Origin of the sequence: Arthrobacter sp. W4I7 (genome assembly GCF_030816215.1) — a bacterium.
Classification (GTDB): Bacteria; Actinomycetota; Actinomycetes; order Actinomycetales; family Micrococcaceae; genus Arthrobacter; species Arthrobacter siccitolerans_A.
The window spans coordinates 4,842,867-4,859,194 of sequence record NZ_JAUSXU010000001.1 but is presented as its reverse complement, the minus strand read 5'-3'; the positions used below and the strand labels follow the sequence as shown (position 1 = coordinate 4,859,194).

The window sequence follows — 16,328 nt, the reverse complement described above, 5'->3', positions numbered from 1 at the left end:
CCGTTGATGCCAATGGATGTCCTCGATTGGCTGCTCGACGGTGATCCTGCCATCCGCTGGCAGGTCCTGCGCTACCTGACGAATGCTTCGCCTGCGGAGGTCCAGGCCGAGCGGGACCGCGTCGCCACCGAAGGCTGGGGCGCCAGGCTGCTCGCACTGCAGGGGATGGACGGTCAATGGGCAGGCGGCACTTACTGGCCGGCGAACGATGACGGCCCCGGCCAGCCCTGGACCGCGACCACCTACACCCTGCTGCTCCTGCGGGACTTCGGCCTGAACCCGAACAGCCGCGAAGCGAGGCATGCGGTAAAGCTGGTCCGCAGCAACAGCCGTTGGGAAGAAGGTAACCAGCCCTTCTTCCAGGGCGAAGTGGAACCGTGCATCAATGGCATGGTCGTGGCACTCGGAGCCCACTTCGGAGAGAACGCGGACCAAGTAGTTGAGCGGTTGATCCGCGAACAACTCGACGATGGCGGCTGGAACTGTGAGGCCGAGAGAGGCTCCACCCGTTCCTCCTTCCACACCACCATCTGCGTTTTAGAGGGCCTTCTTGAATATGAGAGGGCCACAGGGGGAACGCCGGGATCCCGCAAAGCCCGGCACCGGGGAGAGGAGTACCTGCTGGAGCGCGGGTTGCTGCGGCAGAAGTCCACCGGCGGGCTGATCAGCAGGGACTGGCTGAAGTTCTCCTACCCGACACGCTGGTTCTACGACGTCCTCCGCGGGCTCGACTACTTCCGGGCCACCGGCGGCAACCCGGACCAGCGGCTGGAGGAGGGCATCGAAGTAGTGACATCCAAGGAGCAGCCGGACGGCAGGTGGCTGCTGGAAAACACCCACCCCGGGAGCGTCCACTTCGCAATGGAGGACGGCGACGGACAACCAAGCCGGTGGAACACCCTCCGCGCTCTGCGCGTACTGCGGTGGTATCAGGGCGGCTAAGCCACGCCCGTGCTCACCCTTCCATCAGCCTGCGGCGGTGCTTCAACTCCTTGACCCACGCCCTGGTGACCAAGTCAGGAAACGGCGATCCGCCGTCGTCATTGCGCTTTGTCCCGGCTCCGCCCAAGCCACGAAAAGCCGTCCCCGACTCGAGGTCCGCAATCAACGGTCCCGACGCCTTGAGCGCGATCTCCGCCACCTGGGCGGCCGCGCGGTCCGCGAGTCCCAGCTCGGAGGCCCAACCCAGGAACTGGCGGCGCGAAATCCCCGTCCGCTTTCCGTTTATGGTCAAGGCAAGGGTCTTATCTCCGTAAACCACGGTGGAAGGGATGTCGTACACCGGGGCGATGGTCCACTCCCCGAGTGGCTGCTGCACCATCGATACGTTCTTCGCGTGCAGGTCTCCGTTACCCGTCAGCCACGCGTACGCTGCCTGGATCGCCAGGTTCCGGAGCGCCGGAAGCGGCGCGGAGCAGTGGTCCGCGAGCGCGTGGCACACCTGGCCGTACCCCACGTTGTACTTGTCGGCAGGATAGAGCTTCAGCACTTGCGCGCCGTCCTCAACGGCGAGGCGCCGAAGGTCCCGCAGCCCTGATCCTGGTTTTGTCCCCGGCTCTGGCACACGGTCAAAACGCTCCACCAGCAGCCCCGGCCGGCCGGCAATATCCCGGATCAGCTGAACGCGGCTGAGCGGGATCCGAAGCTTGGCGGCGTAACGGAACATCACCAGCTCGTTCTCGACGACGTGCGGGAACTCGGGCGCATTTAGCTTCAGGATGAACTGCCGGCCGGCATTGGCCACCGGCAGCGAAATCATTCCAGCGGACAACTTATCCTGTACCCCGGCGAGGGCTACAGGATCAATGAGGTCCGGATCACCGAGCAGCTGGTCAAAGTCCAAGGCCTGCTGCGGATCCAGCTGGACCGCGTGCTCATCCCTGTTCAGGGGTTCGCCATGCCCGACGATCTGAACGTCTCCCACCGGGTTGCCGCCGGCTGCGATCAGGAGGGACAGGTCATCGTCCGCGCTGGTCTTGATGGAACGTCGCAGGGCGTTGAGCCGGCGGCCCTCCGGCAGCAGACCGGTGAAATACGGCGGGGCGGCCCCGGCGCCGGAGAGGACTGGTTGGCTGGTGAGCGGCAGGGAAGTGGCGACGGCGGGACCACCGGAGGTGAGATAGCCCGGGACATAGCTGAACCTGGTACCGCCGTCGTGCCGCTCGAGCCGCGCGGCGAGCACGCCCGCCTTGTAGATATCGGCAATGCGGTGCCTCACGGCCGGGCCTCCTCGGGGCTCGCCGTCATCGTGCCTTGCCGGGCAGAGGCGCCTGTCCGCGTAGTCAGCTGGAGGTCCAGACCGAGAGTATCCAAAAGCACCAGGAGTGAGTCGAGCTGGACGCTCTGTTTGCCTTGTTCAACGAACCGCACGAAGCGCTCCGACACCCCGGCCAGCTGGGCGAGATCCTGCTGCGTCAGGCGCAGGATAGCGCGGCGGGACCGGACTTCCGCGGCAAGATGGTTCGAAAAGGATGCCCTCATCGGACCTCCTCCTCCGGCACGAACGTTCCGATTAGTGATGCTGCCTCAATTCTATGGGCACCCCCATCCTGGTCAACAGCTATCTTTCGGAACGAGCGTTCCGGAGAGTGGCCTGCAGACTACTGCAACTTGCGGCCGCCTATTTCCGCTCCTGCGCCAGCCGCCGAATCCGCGGCGTCCGCAGGCAGGGCAGAGAACTCTCCCGATCTTGAGCTTCTCTTGAGGAAGCCTTGCGTCAGGACGTTCAGCATAAATGTAGGAAACTTCCAGGTTCTCCTAGGTTGGATCCTCACGCCCTGAAGCATCTGGCCGTAAATGCTAAGGAAAGCTCCGAATGAAAAACCTGATTGTGGCTTCGCTCGCCACTGCCGCACTGATTGCGGGATCCATAGCAGTAGGTGCAGCTGCAAACGCAGATTCCGGAACGGTGGTGCGGGTAGTCGACGGTGACACTCTAATCGTCTCCATCAACAATGGTGATCACACCATTCGACTTCTGAATGTGGACACGCCTGAAACAAAGGACCCCAATCAGCCGGTGGAATGCCTTGGCCCGCAAGCCTCGAAGTACTTGGAAGAGACGCTTCCGAAAGGCACTCAAGTAAGGCTGGAATTTGATGTCGAACGGCACGACAAATACGGCCGCACGCTGGCCGGGGTCTTTGCTCCGGACGGTTCTCTCGTGAATGCCGAGATTGCAAGGGAAGGGCTGGGGATACCGGTGCAGTTCGGCGAAAACCGCAAGTTCCTTCCCCCCGTGCAGGCAGCCTATGAGGAAGCCCGGACCGCGCAGGCCGGCCTGTTCTCTGATGAGATCGAGTGCACGCTGCCCGCGCAGCTGGCAGAGACAACCAAAGCACTGGAAGAAGCAGCCGGAGCTGCGCCGGCAACAACGTCGGCGGCCGCAAGCACGGCGGCGTCGGTACTGGTTACGAAGCTGGCCGCCGCCAAATCCCTCAGAGCCATCTTTAGCGCAACCAAGGACGCCAACAGGGCGATCTACTGGGCCGGGCTTTCCGTTGCTGCCACCACGGCCGGCCTCGCCGTTCTCGATAACAAGATCGCCACGGGGGAGCAGAAGAGGGACGAATTCAAGTCACAGCAGTCGACGTTGGCGGCAGCTGAAAAGAAGGCTGAAGAAGAACGGCTGGCAGCAGAAGCCCGCGCCGCCGCAGAAAAGAAGGCCGCTGAGGAACGCGAAGCCGCTGAGAAGAAGGCGGCCGATGAAGCAGCAGCCGCCGCAAAGACCGCTGCAGAGGAAGCCGCCCGCCAGGCCGCGGCAGAAGCAGAGCGGCTTCGGAGACTGCCCGCACCTGCGCCTTACGTGACCCCGGTTCCCCGGCCATATGTTCCGCCCGCACCGGCGCCCTATGTACCACCGGCACCCTCCAAATACACAGGGCCTCGGTGTTATGCACCGGGCGGGAAGACCTGGAGCCCCTGCTAAATAAATAGCGAAAGCGAACGGGTCCCAGGCATTCTTGGGACCCGTTGGCGTCTGAAGCAGGAGTCTCTTATGGATTACTTGTCCGCCTCGGCGCTTTTTCGGCGCTCCTCGATGCTCTGGGCAACATTGAGGACCGCATCCTCCGAGCTGGTACACCTGATCGAGAAACGCAAGCGGAACGTTATGTACACCAGCTTCCTCGACGAACTCGGCGAGCTGGAGGAAATCAGCTCCATTTCCTGCACCTCAGGCCTAGGATGTCCCCATGACGGCCTTCGTCGACGGCCTCCTGAACGTCAGCCCGCTGGTGGCCTACATCGCCGTCTTCTGCTTGGTCTTCGCCGAAGACGCGTTGTTTGTCGGCTTCGTCATTCCCGGTGAGACGGCGGCCGTGCTGGGCGGGGTGGTGGCCAGCCGCGGTGAAGTGCAGCTGGCCGGCATGATGATCGTTGCGGTGCTGGCCGCGGTCCTGGGCGACACAGTGGGCTACGAGGTGGGCAAGCATTTGGGTTCCCGGTTCTCCAGGTCCCGGGCACTATCCAGGCACCAGAAGCAGATGACGAAGGCCGAAGACTTCCTGCAGCGCAAGGGCGGCTGGGCGGTCTTCCTGGGCCGTTTCATCGCCTTCTTCCGGGCAGTGATGCCCGCCCTGGCCGGCACGTCCCGGATGCCCTACAGACGATTCCTGGTTTTCAATGCGGCGGGAGCCCTTGTCTGGGGCGCTGGCTTTGTCCTCCTCGGGTACCTCGCGGGCAACTCCTACGAGGCAGTGGCGAAGGCAGCCGGCCGGGACATCGCCGTCGTGATCGCCGTGCTGGCCGTGGCCGGGCTCATAGCCTGGCACTTCGGTTCCCGGCGGCAGCGCCAGCGCGCAGCCCGCCAGCCGGAGAGGTAGGAAAGTTTGACAGGCACTGTGACGCCTGCCATATTTAAAGCGTGAACCTGTCAGACAGCCGGACAGCAGGACAGCCTGCGGCCCTTCCGCTCGCACGGCTTAGTGCTGCCGAAGCGGTGTTCAACGCCATCCGCCAAGACATCGAGTCCGGCCGGCTGGGAGTGGGCAGCAAGCTCAACTCGGAAGCAACTCTTTCCCAGCAATATGCAGTTAGCCGCTCGGTGATCCGGGAAGCACTCCGCTCCTGTACCGCGCTGGGCCTCACGGTAACCAAAACGGGCAAGGGCACATTCGTGGTCGCCAACAAAGTGGCCAACGATCTCACCCTGGGCCAATACTCGGCCCGGGACCTGACCGAAGCACGCCCACATATCGAGGTTCCCGCAGCCGGGATGGCCGCGGAGCGCCGCAGCAAAGAGGAGCTTGAAACCCTCCGCCACATTGTTGCTGCCATGGCCACCGAAACCGATCCGGAATCCTGGGTAGCCCTGGACTCGAGCTTCCACGCCGCCATTGCCCGCGCAAGCGGCAACAAAGTATTCGCCAGCGTGGTGGCGGACATTCGCGGTGCCCTGGCCCACCAGTCCGAAACGCTGAACATGGTGGCGGACCGGAAGCACGCCTCAGACGTGGAACACCAGGAAATCTTGTCCGCCATCGAGGCTGGCTCTGCCGAAATAGCGCGTGACGCCATGGCCCGGCACCTGCAGGCCGTGGGCCTTGCCCTCGACTCCATCCTTAACAACTAACGACCGCAACAAAACCACCCAAGGATCCCATGCCCTCCCCTGTGTTTTCCGCTGCCCGCACTGCTGCCCCGGCAGAACTGGCCCTGCCGCAGCACCAGCCCCTGGTCGCCGCAATTCGTGACGGTCTGGTGGAAAGTGTGCACTACGGTTCGGCGATTGCCGTTGCGGCTAACGGAGCACCTCTGGCGTCTGCGGGCGATCCCCTCGTGCCGTTTTATCCCCGGTCCTCTCTCAAGCCGCTCCAGGCCGTGGCCATGGTCCGCGCCGGGCTCCAGCTGCCGGCCGATCTCCTTGCCTTGGCCGCGGCAAGCCACTCCGGCGCAGCGGAGCACCGCGAAGGGGCGCTCCGCATCCTCGAGCTGCACAGATTGAGCGTCAGCGACTTCGAGAACAGCACCGACCTCCCCTACGGCGTGAACGAGCGCGAAGAATGGCTGCGCAACGGCGGCGGACCCACCCAGCTCACCCAGAACTGCTCCGGAAAGCACGCCGCCATGGCCGCCACCTGCGTCATCAACGGCTGGCCGGTAGAGGGCTACCTGGATCCCTCCCACCCCCTGCAGCGGCTTGTAGCCGAAACGGTCAGGGAGCTGACCGGTGAGGAGCCCTTCGCCCTCAGCACCGACGGCTGCGGTACACCACTGTTCGCCCTGACGCTCCGCGGCATGGCCCGCGCGTTCGGACGCATCGCGTTCGCTGCGGCAGACTCCCTGGCAATAAACGACGACGGCGGGCAGGCTGCCCAGAGTGCGGAAGCCGCCGTCGGACTCGCCATGCAGCGGCATCCGGAGATGGTAGCCGGGGAAGGCCGCGACGTCACCGAGCTGATGCGCCTGCTGCCGGGTTCGGTGGCGAAGGACGGCTTTGAAGGCGTACAGGTGGTGGGCCTGGCGGATGGCAGCGCCGTCGCCGTGAAGATTTCCGACGGCGGCGACCGCGCCCGCATGCCCGCCACCGTGACCCTGCTCGGGGCGAGCGGCGTGGACACCGCGCCGCTCGCCGCCATCGCAACCGCCCCGGTCCTCGGTGGGGGCCACCAGGTGGGCCTGCTGCAGGCCACCGACTTTTTGAACCAACCGTCCGCACCCGTCAACGAAGCCCTGTAAGGACACATGACTGCCATCGACACCGCCGGGAACCCAGCACAACCGGCTGCACCCACACGGACCCGGTCCGAACACGATCTCCTCGGGGACCGGGACGTCCCCGCCAGCGCTTACTGGGGCGTGCACACGCTCCGGGCGGTGGAGAACTTCCCCATCACCGGCCAGAAACTGTCCTCGAACATGCATCTGGTCCGTGGCCTGGCAGCGGTCAAGCTCGCCGCAGCCCGCACCAACCGCGAACTCGGGCTGCTGGACCCCGAACGCGCCGACGCGATCGAACGGGCCTGCCAGGACATCCTGGCCGGCGAACTCGCCGACCAGTTCGTGGTGGACGTCATCCAGGGCGGCGCCGGGACGTCGTCGAACATGAACGCCAACGAGGTCATCGCCAACCGCGCCCTCGAAATCCTCGGCCACCCCAAGGGCAACTACGCCCGGCTGCACCCCAACGACCACGTGAACCTCTCCCAGTCCACCAACGATGTGTACCCCACCGCCGTGAAGCTGGGCACCATCTTCGCCGCCCGGGAACTGCTGGACGCACTGGCCGAACTCGAAGAAGCCTGTGCCGCCAAAGCCCTCGAATTCCGCACCGTCGTCAAAATGGGCCGCACTCAGCTGCAGGACGCCGTGCCCATGACCTTGGGACAGGAATTCGGCACCTACGCCATCACCATCGGCGAGGACCGGCTCCGCCTCGCCGAAGCCGAACTGCTGATCCACGAAATCAACCTCGGCGCCACCGCCATCGGCACCGGCCTCAACGCCCTGGCAGGCTACGCCGAAACCGCGTGCCGGCACCTGGCCGAAATCACTGGACTTCCGCTCGTCACCGCCGTCGACCTCATCGAGGCTACCCAGGACGTGGGCGCCTTCGTGCACCTCTCCGGCGTGCTCAAACGCGTCGCCGTCAAGCTCTCCAAAATCTGCAACGACCTCCGCCTGCTCTCCTCCGGCCCCCGCGCCGGCTTCGGCGAAATCAACCTGCCGGCGGTCCAGTCCGGCTCCTCCATCATGCCCGGCAAGATCAACCCGGTGATCCCGGAAGTGGTCTCCCAGGTGGCCTACGAGGTAGTCGGCAACGACGTCACCATCACCATGGCCGCCGAAGCCGGGCAGCTACAGCTCAACGCCTTCGAACCCGTCATCGTCCACAGCCTCCACAAGAGCATCTCCCACCTGGAAGCAGCCTGCCGCACCCTCACGGCACGCTGCATTCGGGGCATCACCGCCAACACCACGCACCTCCGCCGCACGGTGGAGCAGTCCATCGGCCTGGTCACCGCCCTGAATCCCCACCTGGGCTACGCCACCGCCACCGCCATCGCGCAGGAAGCACTCGCCACCGGCAAGGGCGTCGCCGAACTCGTCCTCGAACACGGACTCCTCACGGACACCCAGCTCCAGGAACTCCTCAGCCCCGAACGCCTCGCCAACCTCAGCAAGTAGTCCCCGACCGCCCCCTGAAGGACCCAGCCATGACAAACTCCCCCATACCCGACCACCTCATTGACGGCGGGCACGCGCACGCGTCCGAGACTTCCCTGCACGCGGAGGACAAGGGCTACCACAAGAACCTCAAGCCCCGGCAGATCCAGATGATCGCGATCGGCGGTGCGATCGGCACCGGCCTGTTCCTGGGCGCCGGCGGCCGGCTCAACGCCGCCGGACCGTCCCTGGTCATCGCCTACGCCGTCTGCGGATTCTTCGCGTTCCTGATCCTCCGCGCCCTGGGCGAACTCGTCCTGCACCGCCCCTCCTCAGGCTCCTTCGTCTCCTACGCCCGGGAATTCTTCGGCGAAAAAGCCGCGTTCGTTTCCGGCTGGTTCTACTGGATCAACTGGGCCACCACCACCATCGTGGACATCACCGCCGCGGCCCTCTACATGCACTTCTTCGGCAACTACATCCCCTGGATGGCCGACGTCCCGCAGTGGGCCTGGGCCCTGACCGCCCTCGTCGTCGTCCTCGCCCTGAACCTCGTCTCGGTCAAGGTCTTCGGCGAAATGGAATTCTGGTTCGCCCTGATCAAGGTCGCCGCCCTGGTCATCTTCCTCATCGCCGGCACCTACTTCGTCATCTTCGGCACCCCCGTGGACGGCCAACCAGTCGGTATCAGCCTCCTGACCGACAACGGCGGGATCTTCCCCAACGGCCTGCTGCCCATGATCATCCTCATGCAGGGCGTCCTGTTCGCCTACGCCTCCATCGAACTCGTCGGCACCGCCGCCGGCGAGACCGAAAACCCCGAGAAGATCATGCCCAAGGCCATCAACTCCGTGGTCTTCCGCATCGCCGTGTTCTACGTCGGCTCCGTCATCCTCCTGGCCCTGCTCCTGCCCTACACCTCCTACGTCAAAGGCGTCAGCCCCTTCGTGACGTTCTTCGGCTCCATCGGCATCCAGGGCGTGGACGTCATCATGAACCTCGTGGTCCTCACCGCCGCCCTGTCCTCGCTGAACGCAGGGCTCTACTCCACCGGCCGGATCCTGCGCTCCATGTCCGTCAACGGCTCCGCCCCCAAGTTCGCCTCCCGCATGAACAAAGCCGGCGTCCCCTACGGCGGGATCGCCATCACCGCCGGCGTGTCCCTCCTGGGCGTCCCGCTGAACTACCTCGTCCCGGCCGAGGCCTTCGAAATCGTCCTCAACGTCGCCTCCGTCGGCATCATCATGACCTGGGCCACCATCGTCCTGTGCCAGATCCAGCTCAAACGCTGGGCCGACAAAGGCTGGCTCGCCCGCCCGTCCTTCCGGATGTTCGGCGCCCCCTACACCGGCTACCTCTCCCTCCTCTTCCTGGCGGGCGTGCTGATCATGGTGTTCATTGAATCCCCGCTCACCATGCTCGTCACCGCCATCGCCTCGGTCCTCATGGTCATCGGCTGGTTCGCCTGCCGCAAACGCATCCATGAAATCGCCGAAACCCGCGAAGGCCACACCGGCCTCTCCCCGGTGGTCGCTAATCCGCCAGCTGCGACATTCAAGAAGTAATCCCGCTCTAGCGCGTACGACGGCGGCACCTGGGTTCTGATTTTGGAGAACCCAGGTGCCGCCGTCGTTAGCTGTTGTTCAGTTCCTGTTCAGTGTGATGGTGTCACCACCATCGCCGAGCCACCGCCTCGCCGTACGGGTTCAGCTACGGCGGTCACGGATTTACCGTCCCGGCTGAACTCGATAGCTGTCGCGGCACCTATCTCCGCCGCGGATGTTCCAGCCTTACCGGCAGGGGTGAATGTATGCCCGTACCGGGCCGACAAGACCTTCCCCGATGACGAGTCGATGAATGCCTGTTCGGCCGAAACTTGGGCCGTGTTGCGCTGGGAGGCGCGGGGGGCGGCCAGGGCGTCCTCGATGCTCATGCCGAGGTCGATCCTGTTGATGAGCGTTTGCAGCACAGTGGTGATGATGGTGGAGCCGCCAGGGGACCCAAGCGCCAGGACCGGCTGGTCATCCTTGAGCACGATAGTGGGCGACATGGACGAACGCGGGCGTTTGCCCGGCTGTATGCGGTTCGGGTCCGTTTCGTTGAACACCGGCGAGAAGTCGGTGAGTTCGTTGTTCAGGATGAACCCGCGGCCGGGAACCACAATGCCGGACCCGCCAGTCTGCTCGATGGTGAGGGTGTACTCCACCACGTTGCCCCATTTGTCGGAGACTGTGAGGTTGGTGGTGTTGATATTCTCGCTGTCCTTTTCGTCCTCGTGGGCACCAGGCTCAACGTCGCAGGCGCCGTCGTAGTCCACCACGTCTCCGGCCGCCACCGGCTTCGTCGCCGCGTGCAGCGGGTCGATCTCGCAGGCCCGCTCCTTCCCGAATACGGGGTCGAGGAGCGCCTTCGTGGGGACATCGACAAAAGCGGGGTCACCCACATACTTGCCCCGGTCCGCGAATGCCAGGGCGCTTGCTTCCAGGTAGTGGTGCAGGACAGCAGATTGGTTGCTCGCATTGCCATCGCCTTTCACCAGGCCCGGCAGATCGAACGTCTCCAGGATGTTCAGTGCCTCGCCCACGGTGGTGCCACCGCTGCTGGACGGGGCCATGCCGTAGACGTCGTAGCCGCGGTAGTCCAACGTGGGTGGGATCGCGGTCCAAGACCTTGTAGTCATTGAGGTCCTCGGCCTTCATGACGCCAGCTGGCCCAGGAACCGGAACCATAGGATCCAGAGAAGACGGCGCGTTCCGGACGGTGGAAACGATCTCTTCTGCCAGCTCGTCCTCGTAGAAGGCATCCATTCCCTCCCGCGCAAGGAGACGGTATGTCTGAGCCAGATCTTCGTTCTTGAAGGTTGATCCCACGGCGGGCGCATCGTTGTCCGGTCCCGGCAGGAAGAGCTTTCTGGTTGCTTCGAACGGAAGGAAACGATCCTTGTTTTCGAGGGTCTGCTTGCGGAATGTCTCGTCCACCGCAAACCCGTCCGTTGCCACGTCAATGGCGGGCTCCAGGACGTCGCCAAGGCTTAGGCTCCCCCAGCGCTTCAATGCCCGCTCCCACGTAGCAGCAGTACCGGGAACCCCCACGGAAATGCCGCTGGTCGCCTGCTTCTTGAACTCAAATGCCTCTTTGGTGCCGGGCTTTATGAACGCGTCCCTCGGCATCGCCGCCGGGGCAGTCTCCCGGCCGTCGATGGTTCTGACTTTGCCCTCCCGGGCGTCATAAAACACAAAGTAGCCGCCCCCGCCGATGCCGGCGGAATACGGCTCTGTGACGCCAAGGGTGGCTGCCGCGGCGACGGCTGCATCGACGGCGTTACCGCCTTCGCGTAGGACTTCGATGGCTGCGGCAGATGCGTCAAGATCCACCGTGCTGACGGCACCGCCGTAGCCCATGGCCGTAGGAGTCTTTTTGATCTCCTCGGCAGCCCCGGAATGTGCAGAGGCGGGGCTGATGATGGCTCCGGTGGTCACGCTCATTGCCAGCGCAGCCGTTATGGCGGCGGCCCGGCGTCCCAGAATTGGCATGATTGCTCCTGAAAGGGTTTTGAGTGATGTGGGTCACGCTACTCCTCGGCCAGTGGACACTCAACGGAATTCCCTACCCAACGGGCCCCCTCTAAGCGTCATGCAACCGACCGGCAACGCCCCGCGGCGCCCGGTTCGCATATGCTTCGCTGAGTAGCTCACGCTGGCTCAAGGACGAACCACAACAGGAGTAATGCTGATGACCAACTGGCGGATCAGGGACTTCCACTCATCGGACCTGGACGGGATCCTGCACCTTTGGGAAACCCTCAAGGCCCACAACGTCGGGCCGGTTTATGCCCTCTCCGAAGTCCTGGCATCCTGCGAAAAGGACCATGCCGTGGTGGCCGTGCAGGGCGACCAGGTGGTGGGCGCCGCCGTCGGACGGGCCGCGCACGACCAGGGCTGGATCGTTTTCCTGGCCACCCTGCCCGAATACCGCGGCCGTGGCATCGGCACGTCGCTGCTGGCCGCCGTCGAAAACCGCATGGCCCCGCATGGGCTGAACAAGCTCTCGGCACTGATGCCCGAATCCGAAACCCGGGTGGAAGCTTTCCTGGGCCGAGGCTTCGCCCTGAAGAAGAACCTGCGTTATTTCGAACGGACCATCCCGGTCCAGCGGCAGGAACTCGGCGCACTCGGCCAGCTCGGCGGGCGCGTCCTGGCCCGCGACCTGTGGGAAAACGTGGCCGGCATGCGCAAGGAAAAGGAATTGCTCGAACGCCGGCTCGTCCTTCCCCTCGCAGAGGCGGACCTTGCGGACGAATTCGGTGTAGTGCCGCCGCGCGCCGTCGTGCTCTTTGGCCCTCCGGGCACCGGGAAGACCACTTTCGCCAAAGCCATCGCCTCCCGGCTGGAATGGCCGTTCGTCGAAGTCTTCCCCTCCCGTCTCGCCGCCGATCCCCAAGGCCTGGCGGGGGCGCTGCGTGAGACGTTCCTGGAAATCGCCGAGCTGGAGCACGCAGTGGTGTTCATCGACGAGGTGGAGGAGATCGCCTCCCAGCGCTCCGGCGAACCACCGTCGCCGCTCCAGGGCGTCACCAACGAACTCCTCAAGATCATCCCGGCGTTCCGCGAACAGCCGGGCCGCCTGCTGGTGTGCGCCACGAACTTCATCCGCGCCCTGGACACCGCCTTCCTGCGCCACGGCCGCTTTGACTACGTCATCCCCATCGGACTGCCGGACCGGCAGGCCCGTGAAGCCATGTGGCAGCGCTTCATCCCTGCCCCCGTGGTGGATGCCGTGGACGTGGAGCTGCTCGTGGAACGCACCGAGGGATTCTCGCCCGCGGACATCGAGTACGCCGCCCGCAGCGCCTCCCAGCGGGCGCTGGAAAAAGCTGTGTACGACGACGGCGGGCTGGCCTCCGGCGGCACAGTTTCCGTCCGGGAGGCTGTACGGAAGGGGCCCTCCACGCAGGACTACCTCGACGCCATCGCCGAAACCCGGACCACCGTCAGCGCAGAAGTCCACCAGGAGTTCCTGGAGGACATCGACGCGTTGGGCCGCGTGTAACTTTGGTTTATGTCCTCCAATCCCCTCCGGCACGCCATGGCACGCATGGGCGGCCGGGACCCGCATGAGAAGCACCGGGCCGCCACACCGCTGGAACTCTTTTTCGACCTGACGTTTGTGATCGCGTTTGGCGTGGCCGGCAGCCAGTTCGCCCACGAAATCGCGGAAGCGCACTTCATCCCCGGCCTGCTTGGATTCTCATTCGCGATGTTCGCCGTGATCTGGGCGTGGATCAACTTCACGTGGTTCGCCAGCGCCTACGACACCGACGACTGGATCTTCCGTGTGGTCACCATGGTCCAGATCGTGGGAGTCCTGATCCTCGCCATGGGGATCGAGCCCATGTTCCGTTCCCTCGTGGAGGGGAAGCACGTGGACAACGCCGTGATTGTGGGCGGCTACGTGATCATGCGGCTCGCGCTGGTGACTCAATGGCTCCGGGCCGCCCGGCAGGATCCGGCAGGCCGCGACACCTGCCTGCGCTACGCCAAGTACCTCGTGGTGGTGCAGCTCGGATGGATCGCCGTGCTCTTTATCGAGGCCGACGTTTCCACCACTCTGATGATGATCCTGCCCTTGATCGTGCTGGAGATGGCCACCCCTTATGCGGCCGAGCGCAAGGCCAGGACCCCCTGGCACGCGCACCATATTGCCGAACGGTACGGACTCCTGGCCATCATCGCCCTGGGCGAATGCCTGATCGGCGCTATCGAAACCCTGCGCGCCATTGTGGGGACCCACGGCTGGAGCGTGGATGCGGCATTGGTGGGCTTCGGCGGAACGGCCCTGGCCTTCGGCATGTGGTGGATCTACTTTCTGCTGCCCGCCGGACGGGCGCTCCACTTGCGCCGCCACAGGTCGTTCCTCTTCGGCTACGGCCATATTCCGATCTTCGCCGCGATTGCGGCCACGGGCGCCGGGCTGCATGTGGCCGCCTACTACATTGACCACGAAGCCCACATCAGTGCAGCAGCCGCGGTGGCCACTATTGCCATCCCGGTGGCACTGTTCAAGGGCTCGCTGACCTGGCTGTACAGCGTGATGATTGGTCCGGACCGGACTGTTATCTCCGTGGCGGCCGGGGTGCTGATAACGCTGGCGGCTTCAGTCGGCCTTGCTGCGGCCGGAGTGCCTGTCCCGGTATGCCTGCTGGTGATTGTGCTGGCACTCGGTGCTTCCATAGTTATCGACGAGCGCCGCGGCTCCGAGCGGCTGCACCACGCCCTGGAAAAGCTGGAAGCGGAAACTAGCGCTCCTCAGCAGGCCTAGCCTCAGGCACGGCCGCGGTGGCGGCGTCCGTTTCCTCGTAGGACAGGTTCTCGTAATCCGTGGTGTCTTCCTCGTCCAGCCGGTTGTCCAGCTCCTCCAGCAGCCACGGATTCACGCGCGCGAGGATTTTCCGGACTTCCTCCACCTCGACGGCGGCGTACAGCACCGGCCGGGCGTCGCGGTATTTGGTGACCGGGGGTTTGTCCGGCCACTTCTCCGCCAGCGCCTGCACCCGCTCCGGCAGCGAGTTGTGGGCGTTGTCGGCGATCTTGACCAAGGCAGCATCGTGGTCCTCGGCGATCTCGCGGATCCCCGACTGGTAGTCGTCGGGGTTGCTGTGCAGCCGGTTGGTGACCCGTTCAATGATCTCCACAGCCCGCTCGGAGACGCCCATATCCAGCAGCGCCTGCCGGGTTATCGGAGTGTCTTCGGCGATGTCGTGCAGGTACCCCGCAATCCGAATGTCGTCGTCGAAGTCCGCCAAAGCGTCGCCGACGGCGAGGACATGCTCCCGGTAAGGCCGCTTCAGCTTGTCCTTCTGCCGGTTGTGGGCCACCTCGGCCAGGACCTTGGCAGTCTCAACGGTGAACCTGGGGGCCGGATTCTGGTCCGGAAAATGCTCGTCTGACATATCCCAAGCCTAGGCTGGCCAGGACCCTACTGCTTGCCATACTTCCGGTGCACCGCCTGTTTGCTGACACCCAGGCACAGTGCAATGGCCTCCCAGGACAGTCCGGCCTGCCGCGCGCCGCGGACGAGGGCCGATTCGGTGCGGCTCACTTCCTTCTGTAATTCGGCGACGGCGTGCAAGGCCTCTGCCGGCCCCATGCCGTCCATCGATCCCACCAGCGTTTTCATCCGTTCCACCTCCATGCCGTCAACAATAGTTGACGCGCCTAATTGCGTCAACGAAAGTTGACACCCCATATCCACGGCTCCCTGGGCAACCCGGCCGGATTGAAAGCGTTCAGCGCCTGTTCCAGGGATCCGGCCGGAAGCCCCAACGATTCCAGCAGCCGGTCCCGCATTGCATCGGAAGACATGCCAACAGCAGCCAAGTCGTGCAGCGTCACTGCGCCGTCCCGCTTCGCCAGCCGGACGCCGTCGTGGTTCACCACCAAGGGGACATGCGCATATTCCGGAACGGGAATATTCAGGAGCGAGGCGAGGTAGGCCTGCCGCGGCGTTGACGGGAGGAGGTCGTCGCCGCGGACCACCTGGTCGATGCCCTGTTCAGCGTCATCCACCACAACGGCGAGGTTGTACGCAGTCACTCCATCGTTCCTGCGGAGCACAAAGTCATCCACCATGCCGGTGTAGGTTCCGTGCAGCACATCATGCACGGTGTATTCCGAGACGCCTGCCCGAAGCCGGACGGCAGCGGGCCGGGTGGAACGCTTGAACTCCAGCTCAGCCGGGTCGAGGTTCCGGCAGGTCCCCGGATACGCGCCCTGAGGCGCATGGGGAGCCGAGGGCGCCTCCTGGATTTCGCGGCGCGTGCAGAAGCATTCGTAGGTGAGGCCGGCGGCCCGGAGCCTGGAAATCGCTGCGGTGTACAGGGAGCCCCGGGCGGTCTGGCGTACCACCTCGCCGTCCCAGGTCACGCCAATCGCCGCCAGGTCCCGCAACTGCTCCGCCTCCGCGCCGGACCGCGCCCGGTCCAGGTCCTCCACCCGCAGCAGGAAGTTCCGGCCGGTGGAGCGGGCAAACAGCCATGCCAGGATCGCAGTCCGAAGATTTCCTGCATGGAGCTCACCGGAGGGGCTGGGGGCAAAGCGGCCGGCGGAGGTCATGGATCCAGCCTATGCGGGAGGCAGGCGCGCGGGGACAAACACAAGAGCCCCTCAGCTACCGATGACTTCGGGAGTCCGACGTCGGTAGCTCAGGGGCTCTTGCCGTGGTTG

Annotated in this window: 14 protein-coding genes and 1 pseudogene; 9 read left to right on the top strand and 6 right to left on the bottom strand. The window is 64.7% G+C overall.

Translation table 11 applies throughout. The features are described 5' to 3' along the window. The first annotated feature begins 12 nt into the window (after positions 1-12). On the top strand, positions 13-942 hold the full coding sequence (locus tag QF047_RS22095) for a hypothetical protein (protein WP_307282121.1): 930 nt from the start codon (positions 13-15) through the stop codon (positions 940-942). Positions 943-955: 13 nt separating this feature from the next. Here QF047_RS22095 and QF047_RS22090 read toward each other — a convergent pair whose 3' ends face one another. Both QF047_RS22090 and QF047_RS22085 read right to left on the bottom strand, forming a co-directional pair. After that, complete coding sequence (locus QF047_RS22090) at positions 956-2,218, bottom strand: type II toxin-antitoxin system HipA family toxin (RefSeq protein WP_307281585.1); 1,263 nt, start codon at positions 2,216-2,218, stop codon at positions 956-958. After that, a complete protein-coding gene (locus QF047_RS22085) occupies positions 2,215-2,481 on the bottom strand; it encodes a type II toxin-antitoxin system Y4mF family antitoxin (protein ID WP_307281582.1) in 267 nt (88 codons plus the stop codon). Before QF047_RS22085 ends, QF047_RS22090 begins: the two co-directional genes overlap by 4 nt. 334 nt (positions 2,482-2,815) lie before the next feature. On the opposite strand from QF047_RS22085, the gene QF047_RS22080 reads away from it, so the two are divergent. The 6 genes from QF047_RS22080 (at position 2,816) to QF047_RS22055 (ending at position 9,671) form a co-directional block, all read left to right on the top strand. Next, positions 2,816-3,928: a thermonuclease family protein gene (locus tag QF047_RS22080; protein ID WP_307281580.1), complete on the top strand. Its 1,113-nt coding sequence runs from the start codon at positions 2,816-2,818 to the stop codon at positions 3,926-3,928. Between the two features lie 265 nt (positions 3,929-4,193). Continuing rightward, entirely contained in the window at positions 4,194-4,823 is a 630-nt protein-coding gene (locus QF047_RS22075) for a DedA family protein (RefSeq protein WP_307281577.1), read from the top strand. 41 nt (positions 4,824-4,864) lie between these two features. Then, positions 4,865-5,572, top strand: coding sequence for a FadR/GntR family transcriptional regulator (locus QF047_RS22070; RefSeq protein WP_306636613.1), 708 nt, complete (start codon positions 4,865-4,867; stop codon positions 5,570-5,572). A gap of 29 nt (positions 5,573-5,601) precedes the next feature. Beyond that, positions 5,602-6,678 carry an asparaginase gene (locus QF047_RS22065; protein ID WP_307281570.1) on the top strand — a complete coding sequence of 359 codons (1,077 nt, stop codon included), beginning with the start codon at positions 5,602-5,604 and terminating at the stop codon, positions 6,676-6,678. A gap of 6 nt (positions 6,679-6,684) precedes the next feature. After that, complete coding sequence (locus tag QF047_RS22060) at positions 6,685-8,127, top strand: aspartate ammonia-lyase (protein WP_307281568.1); 1,443 nt, start codon at positions 6,685-6,687, stop codon at positions 8,125-8,127. 29 nt (positions 8,128-8,156) lie between these two features. After that, positions 8,157-9,671, top strand: coding sequence for an amino acid permease (locus QF047_RS22055; RefSeq protein WP_307281565.1), 1,515 nt, complete (start codon positions 8,157-8,159; stop codon positions 9,669-9,671). Positions 9,672-9,760: 89 nt separating this feature from the next. Here the strand turns inward: QF047_RS22055 and ggt are convergent. Further along, positions 9,761-11,639: pseudogene (gene ggt / locus QF047_RS22050) on the bottom strand (gamma-glutamyltransferase). 199 nt (positions 11,640-11,838) lie between these two features. Between ggt and QF047_RS22045 the strand changes: the two are divergent. Continuing rightward, positions 11,839-13,155, top strand: coding sequence for an ATP-binding protein (locus tag QF047_RS22045; protein ID WP_307281563.1), 1,317 nt, complete (start codon positions 11,839-11,841; stop codon positions 13,153-13,155). A 9-nt stretch (positions 13,156-13,164) separates the two neighbouring features. Continuing rightward, complete coding sequence (locus QF047_RS22040; protein ID WP_307281560.1) at positions 13,165-14,424, top strand: low temperature requirement protein A; 1,260 nt, start codon at positions 13,165-13,167, stop codon at positions 14,422-14,424. Here the strand turns inward: QF047_RS22040 and QF047_RS22035 are convergent. Genes QF047_RS22035 through gluQRS form a run of 3 tightly spaced genes read right to left on the bottom strand, consistent with a single transcriptional unit; the run spans position 14,402 to position 16,217 of the window. Then, a complete protein-coding gene (locus QF047_RS22035) occupies positions 14,402-15,055 on the bottom strand; it encodes an HD domain-containing protein (protein WP_307281557.1) in 654 nt (217 codons plus the stop codon). The genes QF047_RS22040 and QF047_RS22035 overlap by 23 nt on opposite strands. Positions 15,056-15,081: 26 nt before the next feature. Beyond that, positions 15,082-15,282, bottom strand: a complete 201-nt coding sequence (locus QF047_RS22030; RefSeq protein ID WP_255470780.1) for an AsnC family protein — start codon at positions 15,280-15,282, stop codon at positions 15,082-15,084. A gap of 47 nt (positions 15,283-15,329) precedes the next feature. After that, on the bottom strand, positions 15,330-16,217 hold the full coding sequence (gene gluQRS, locus QF047_RS22025; protein WP_307281552.1) for a tRNA glutamyl-Q(34) synthetase GluQRS: 888 nt from the start codon (positions 16,215-16,217) through the stop codon (positions 15,330-15,332). Positions 16,218-16,328 lie beyond the last annotated feature (111 nt).

What these genes read in the sequence shown, in the direction of transcription:
- QF047_RS22095 (WP_307282121.1), top strand. Translation starts at nt 13, where the DNA reads ATGGATGTCCTCGATTGGCTGCTCGACGGTGATCCTGCCATCCGCTGG.
- QF047_RS22085 (WP_307281582.1), bottom strand. Translation starts at nt 2,481, where the DNA reads ATGAGGGCATCCTTTTCGAACCATCTTGCCGCGGAAGTCCGGTCCCGC.
- QF047_RS22080 (WP_307281580.1), top strand. Translation starts at nt 2,816, where the DNA reads ATGAAAAACCTGATTGTGGCTTCGCTCGCCACTGCCGCACTGATTGCG.
- QF047_RS22075 (WP_307281577.1), top strand. Translation starts at nt 4,194, where the DNA reads ATGACGGCCTTCGTCGACGGCCTCCTGAACGTCAGCCCGCTGGTGGCC.
- QF047_RS22065 (WP_307281570.1), top strand. Translation starts at nt 5,602, where the DNA reads ATGCCCTCCCCTGTGTTTTCCGCTGCCCGCACTGCTGCCCCGGCAGAA.
- QF047_RS22060 (WP_307281568.1), top strand. Translation starts at nt 6,685, where the DNA reads ATGACTGCCATCGACACCGCCGGGAACCCAGCACAACCGGCTGCACCC.
- QF047_RS22055 (WP_307281565.1), top strand. Translation starts at nt 8,157, where the DNA reads ATGACAAACTCCCCCATACCCGACCACCTCATTGACGGCGGGCACGCG.
- QF047_RS22045 (WP_307281563.1), top strand. Translation starts at nt 11,839, where the DNA reads ATGACCAACTGGCGGATCAGGGACTTCCACTCATCGGACCTGGACGGG.
- QF047_RS22040 (WP_307281560.1), top strand. Translation starts at nt 13,165, where the DNA reads ATGTCCTCCAATCCCCTCCGGCACGCCATGGCACGCATGGGCGGCCGG.
- QF047_RS22035 (WP_307281557.1), bottom strand. Translation starts at nt 15,055, where the DNA reads ATGTCAGACGAGCATTTTCCGGACCAGAATCCGGCCCCCAGGTTCACC.
- QF047_RS22030 (WP_255470780.1), bottom strand. Translation starts at nt 15,282, where the DNA reads ATGAAAACGCTGGTGGGATCGATGGACGGCATGGGGCCGGCAGAGGCC.
- gluQRS (WP_307281552.1), bottom strand. Translation starts at nt 16,217, where the DNA reads ATGACCTCCGCCGGCCGCTTTGCCCCCAGCCCCTCCGGTGAGCTCCAT.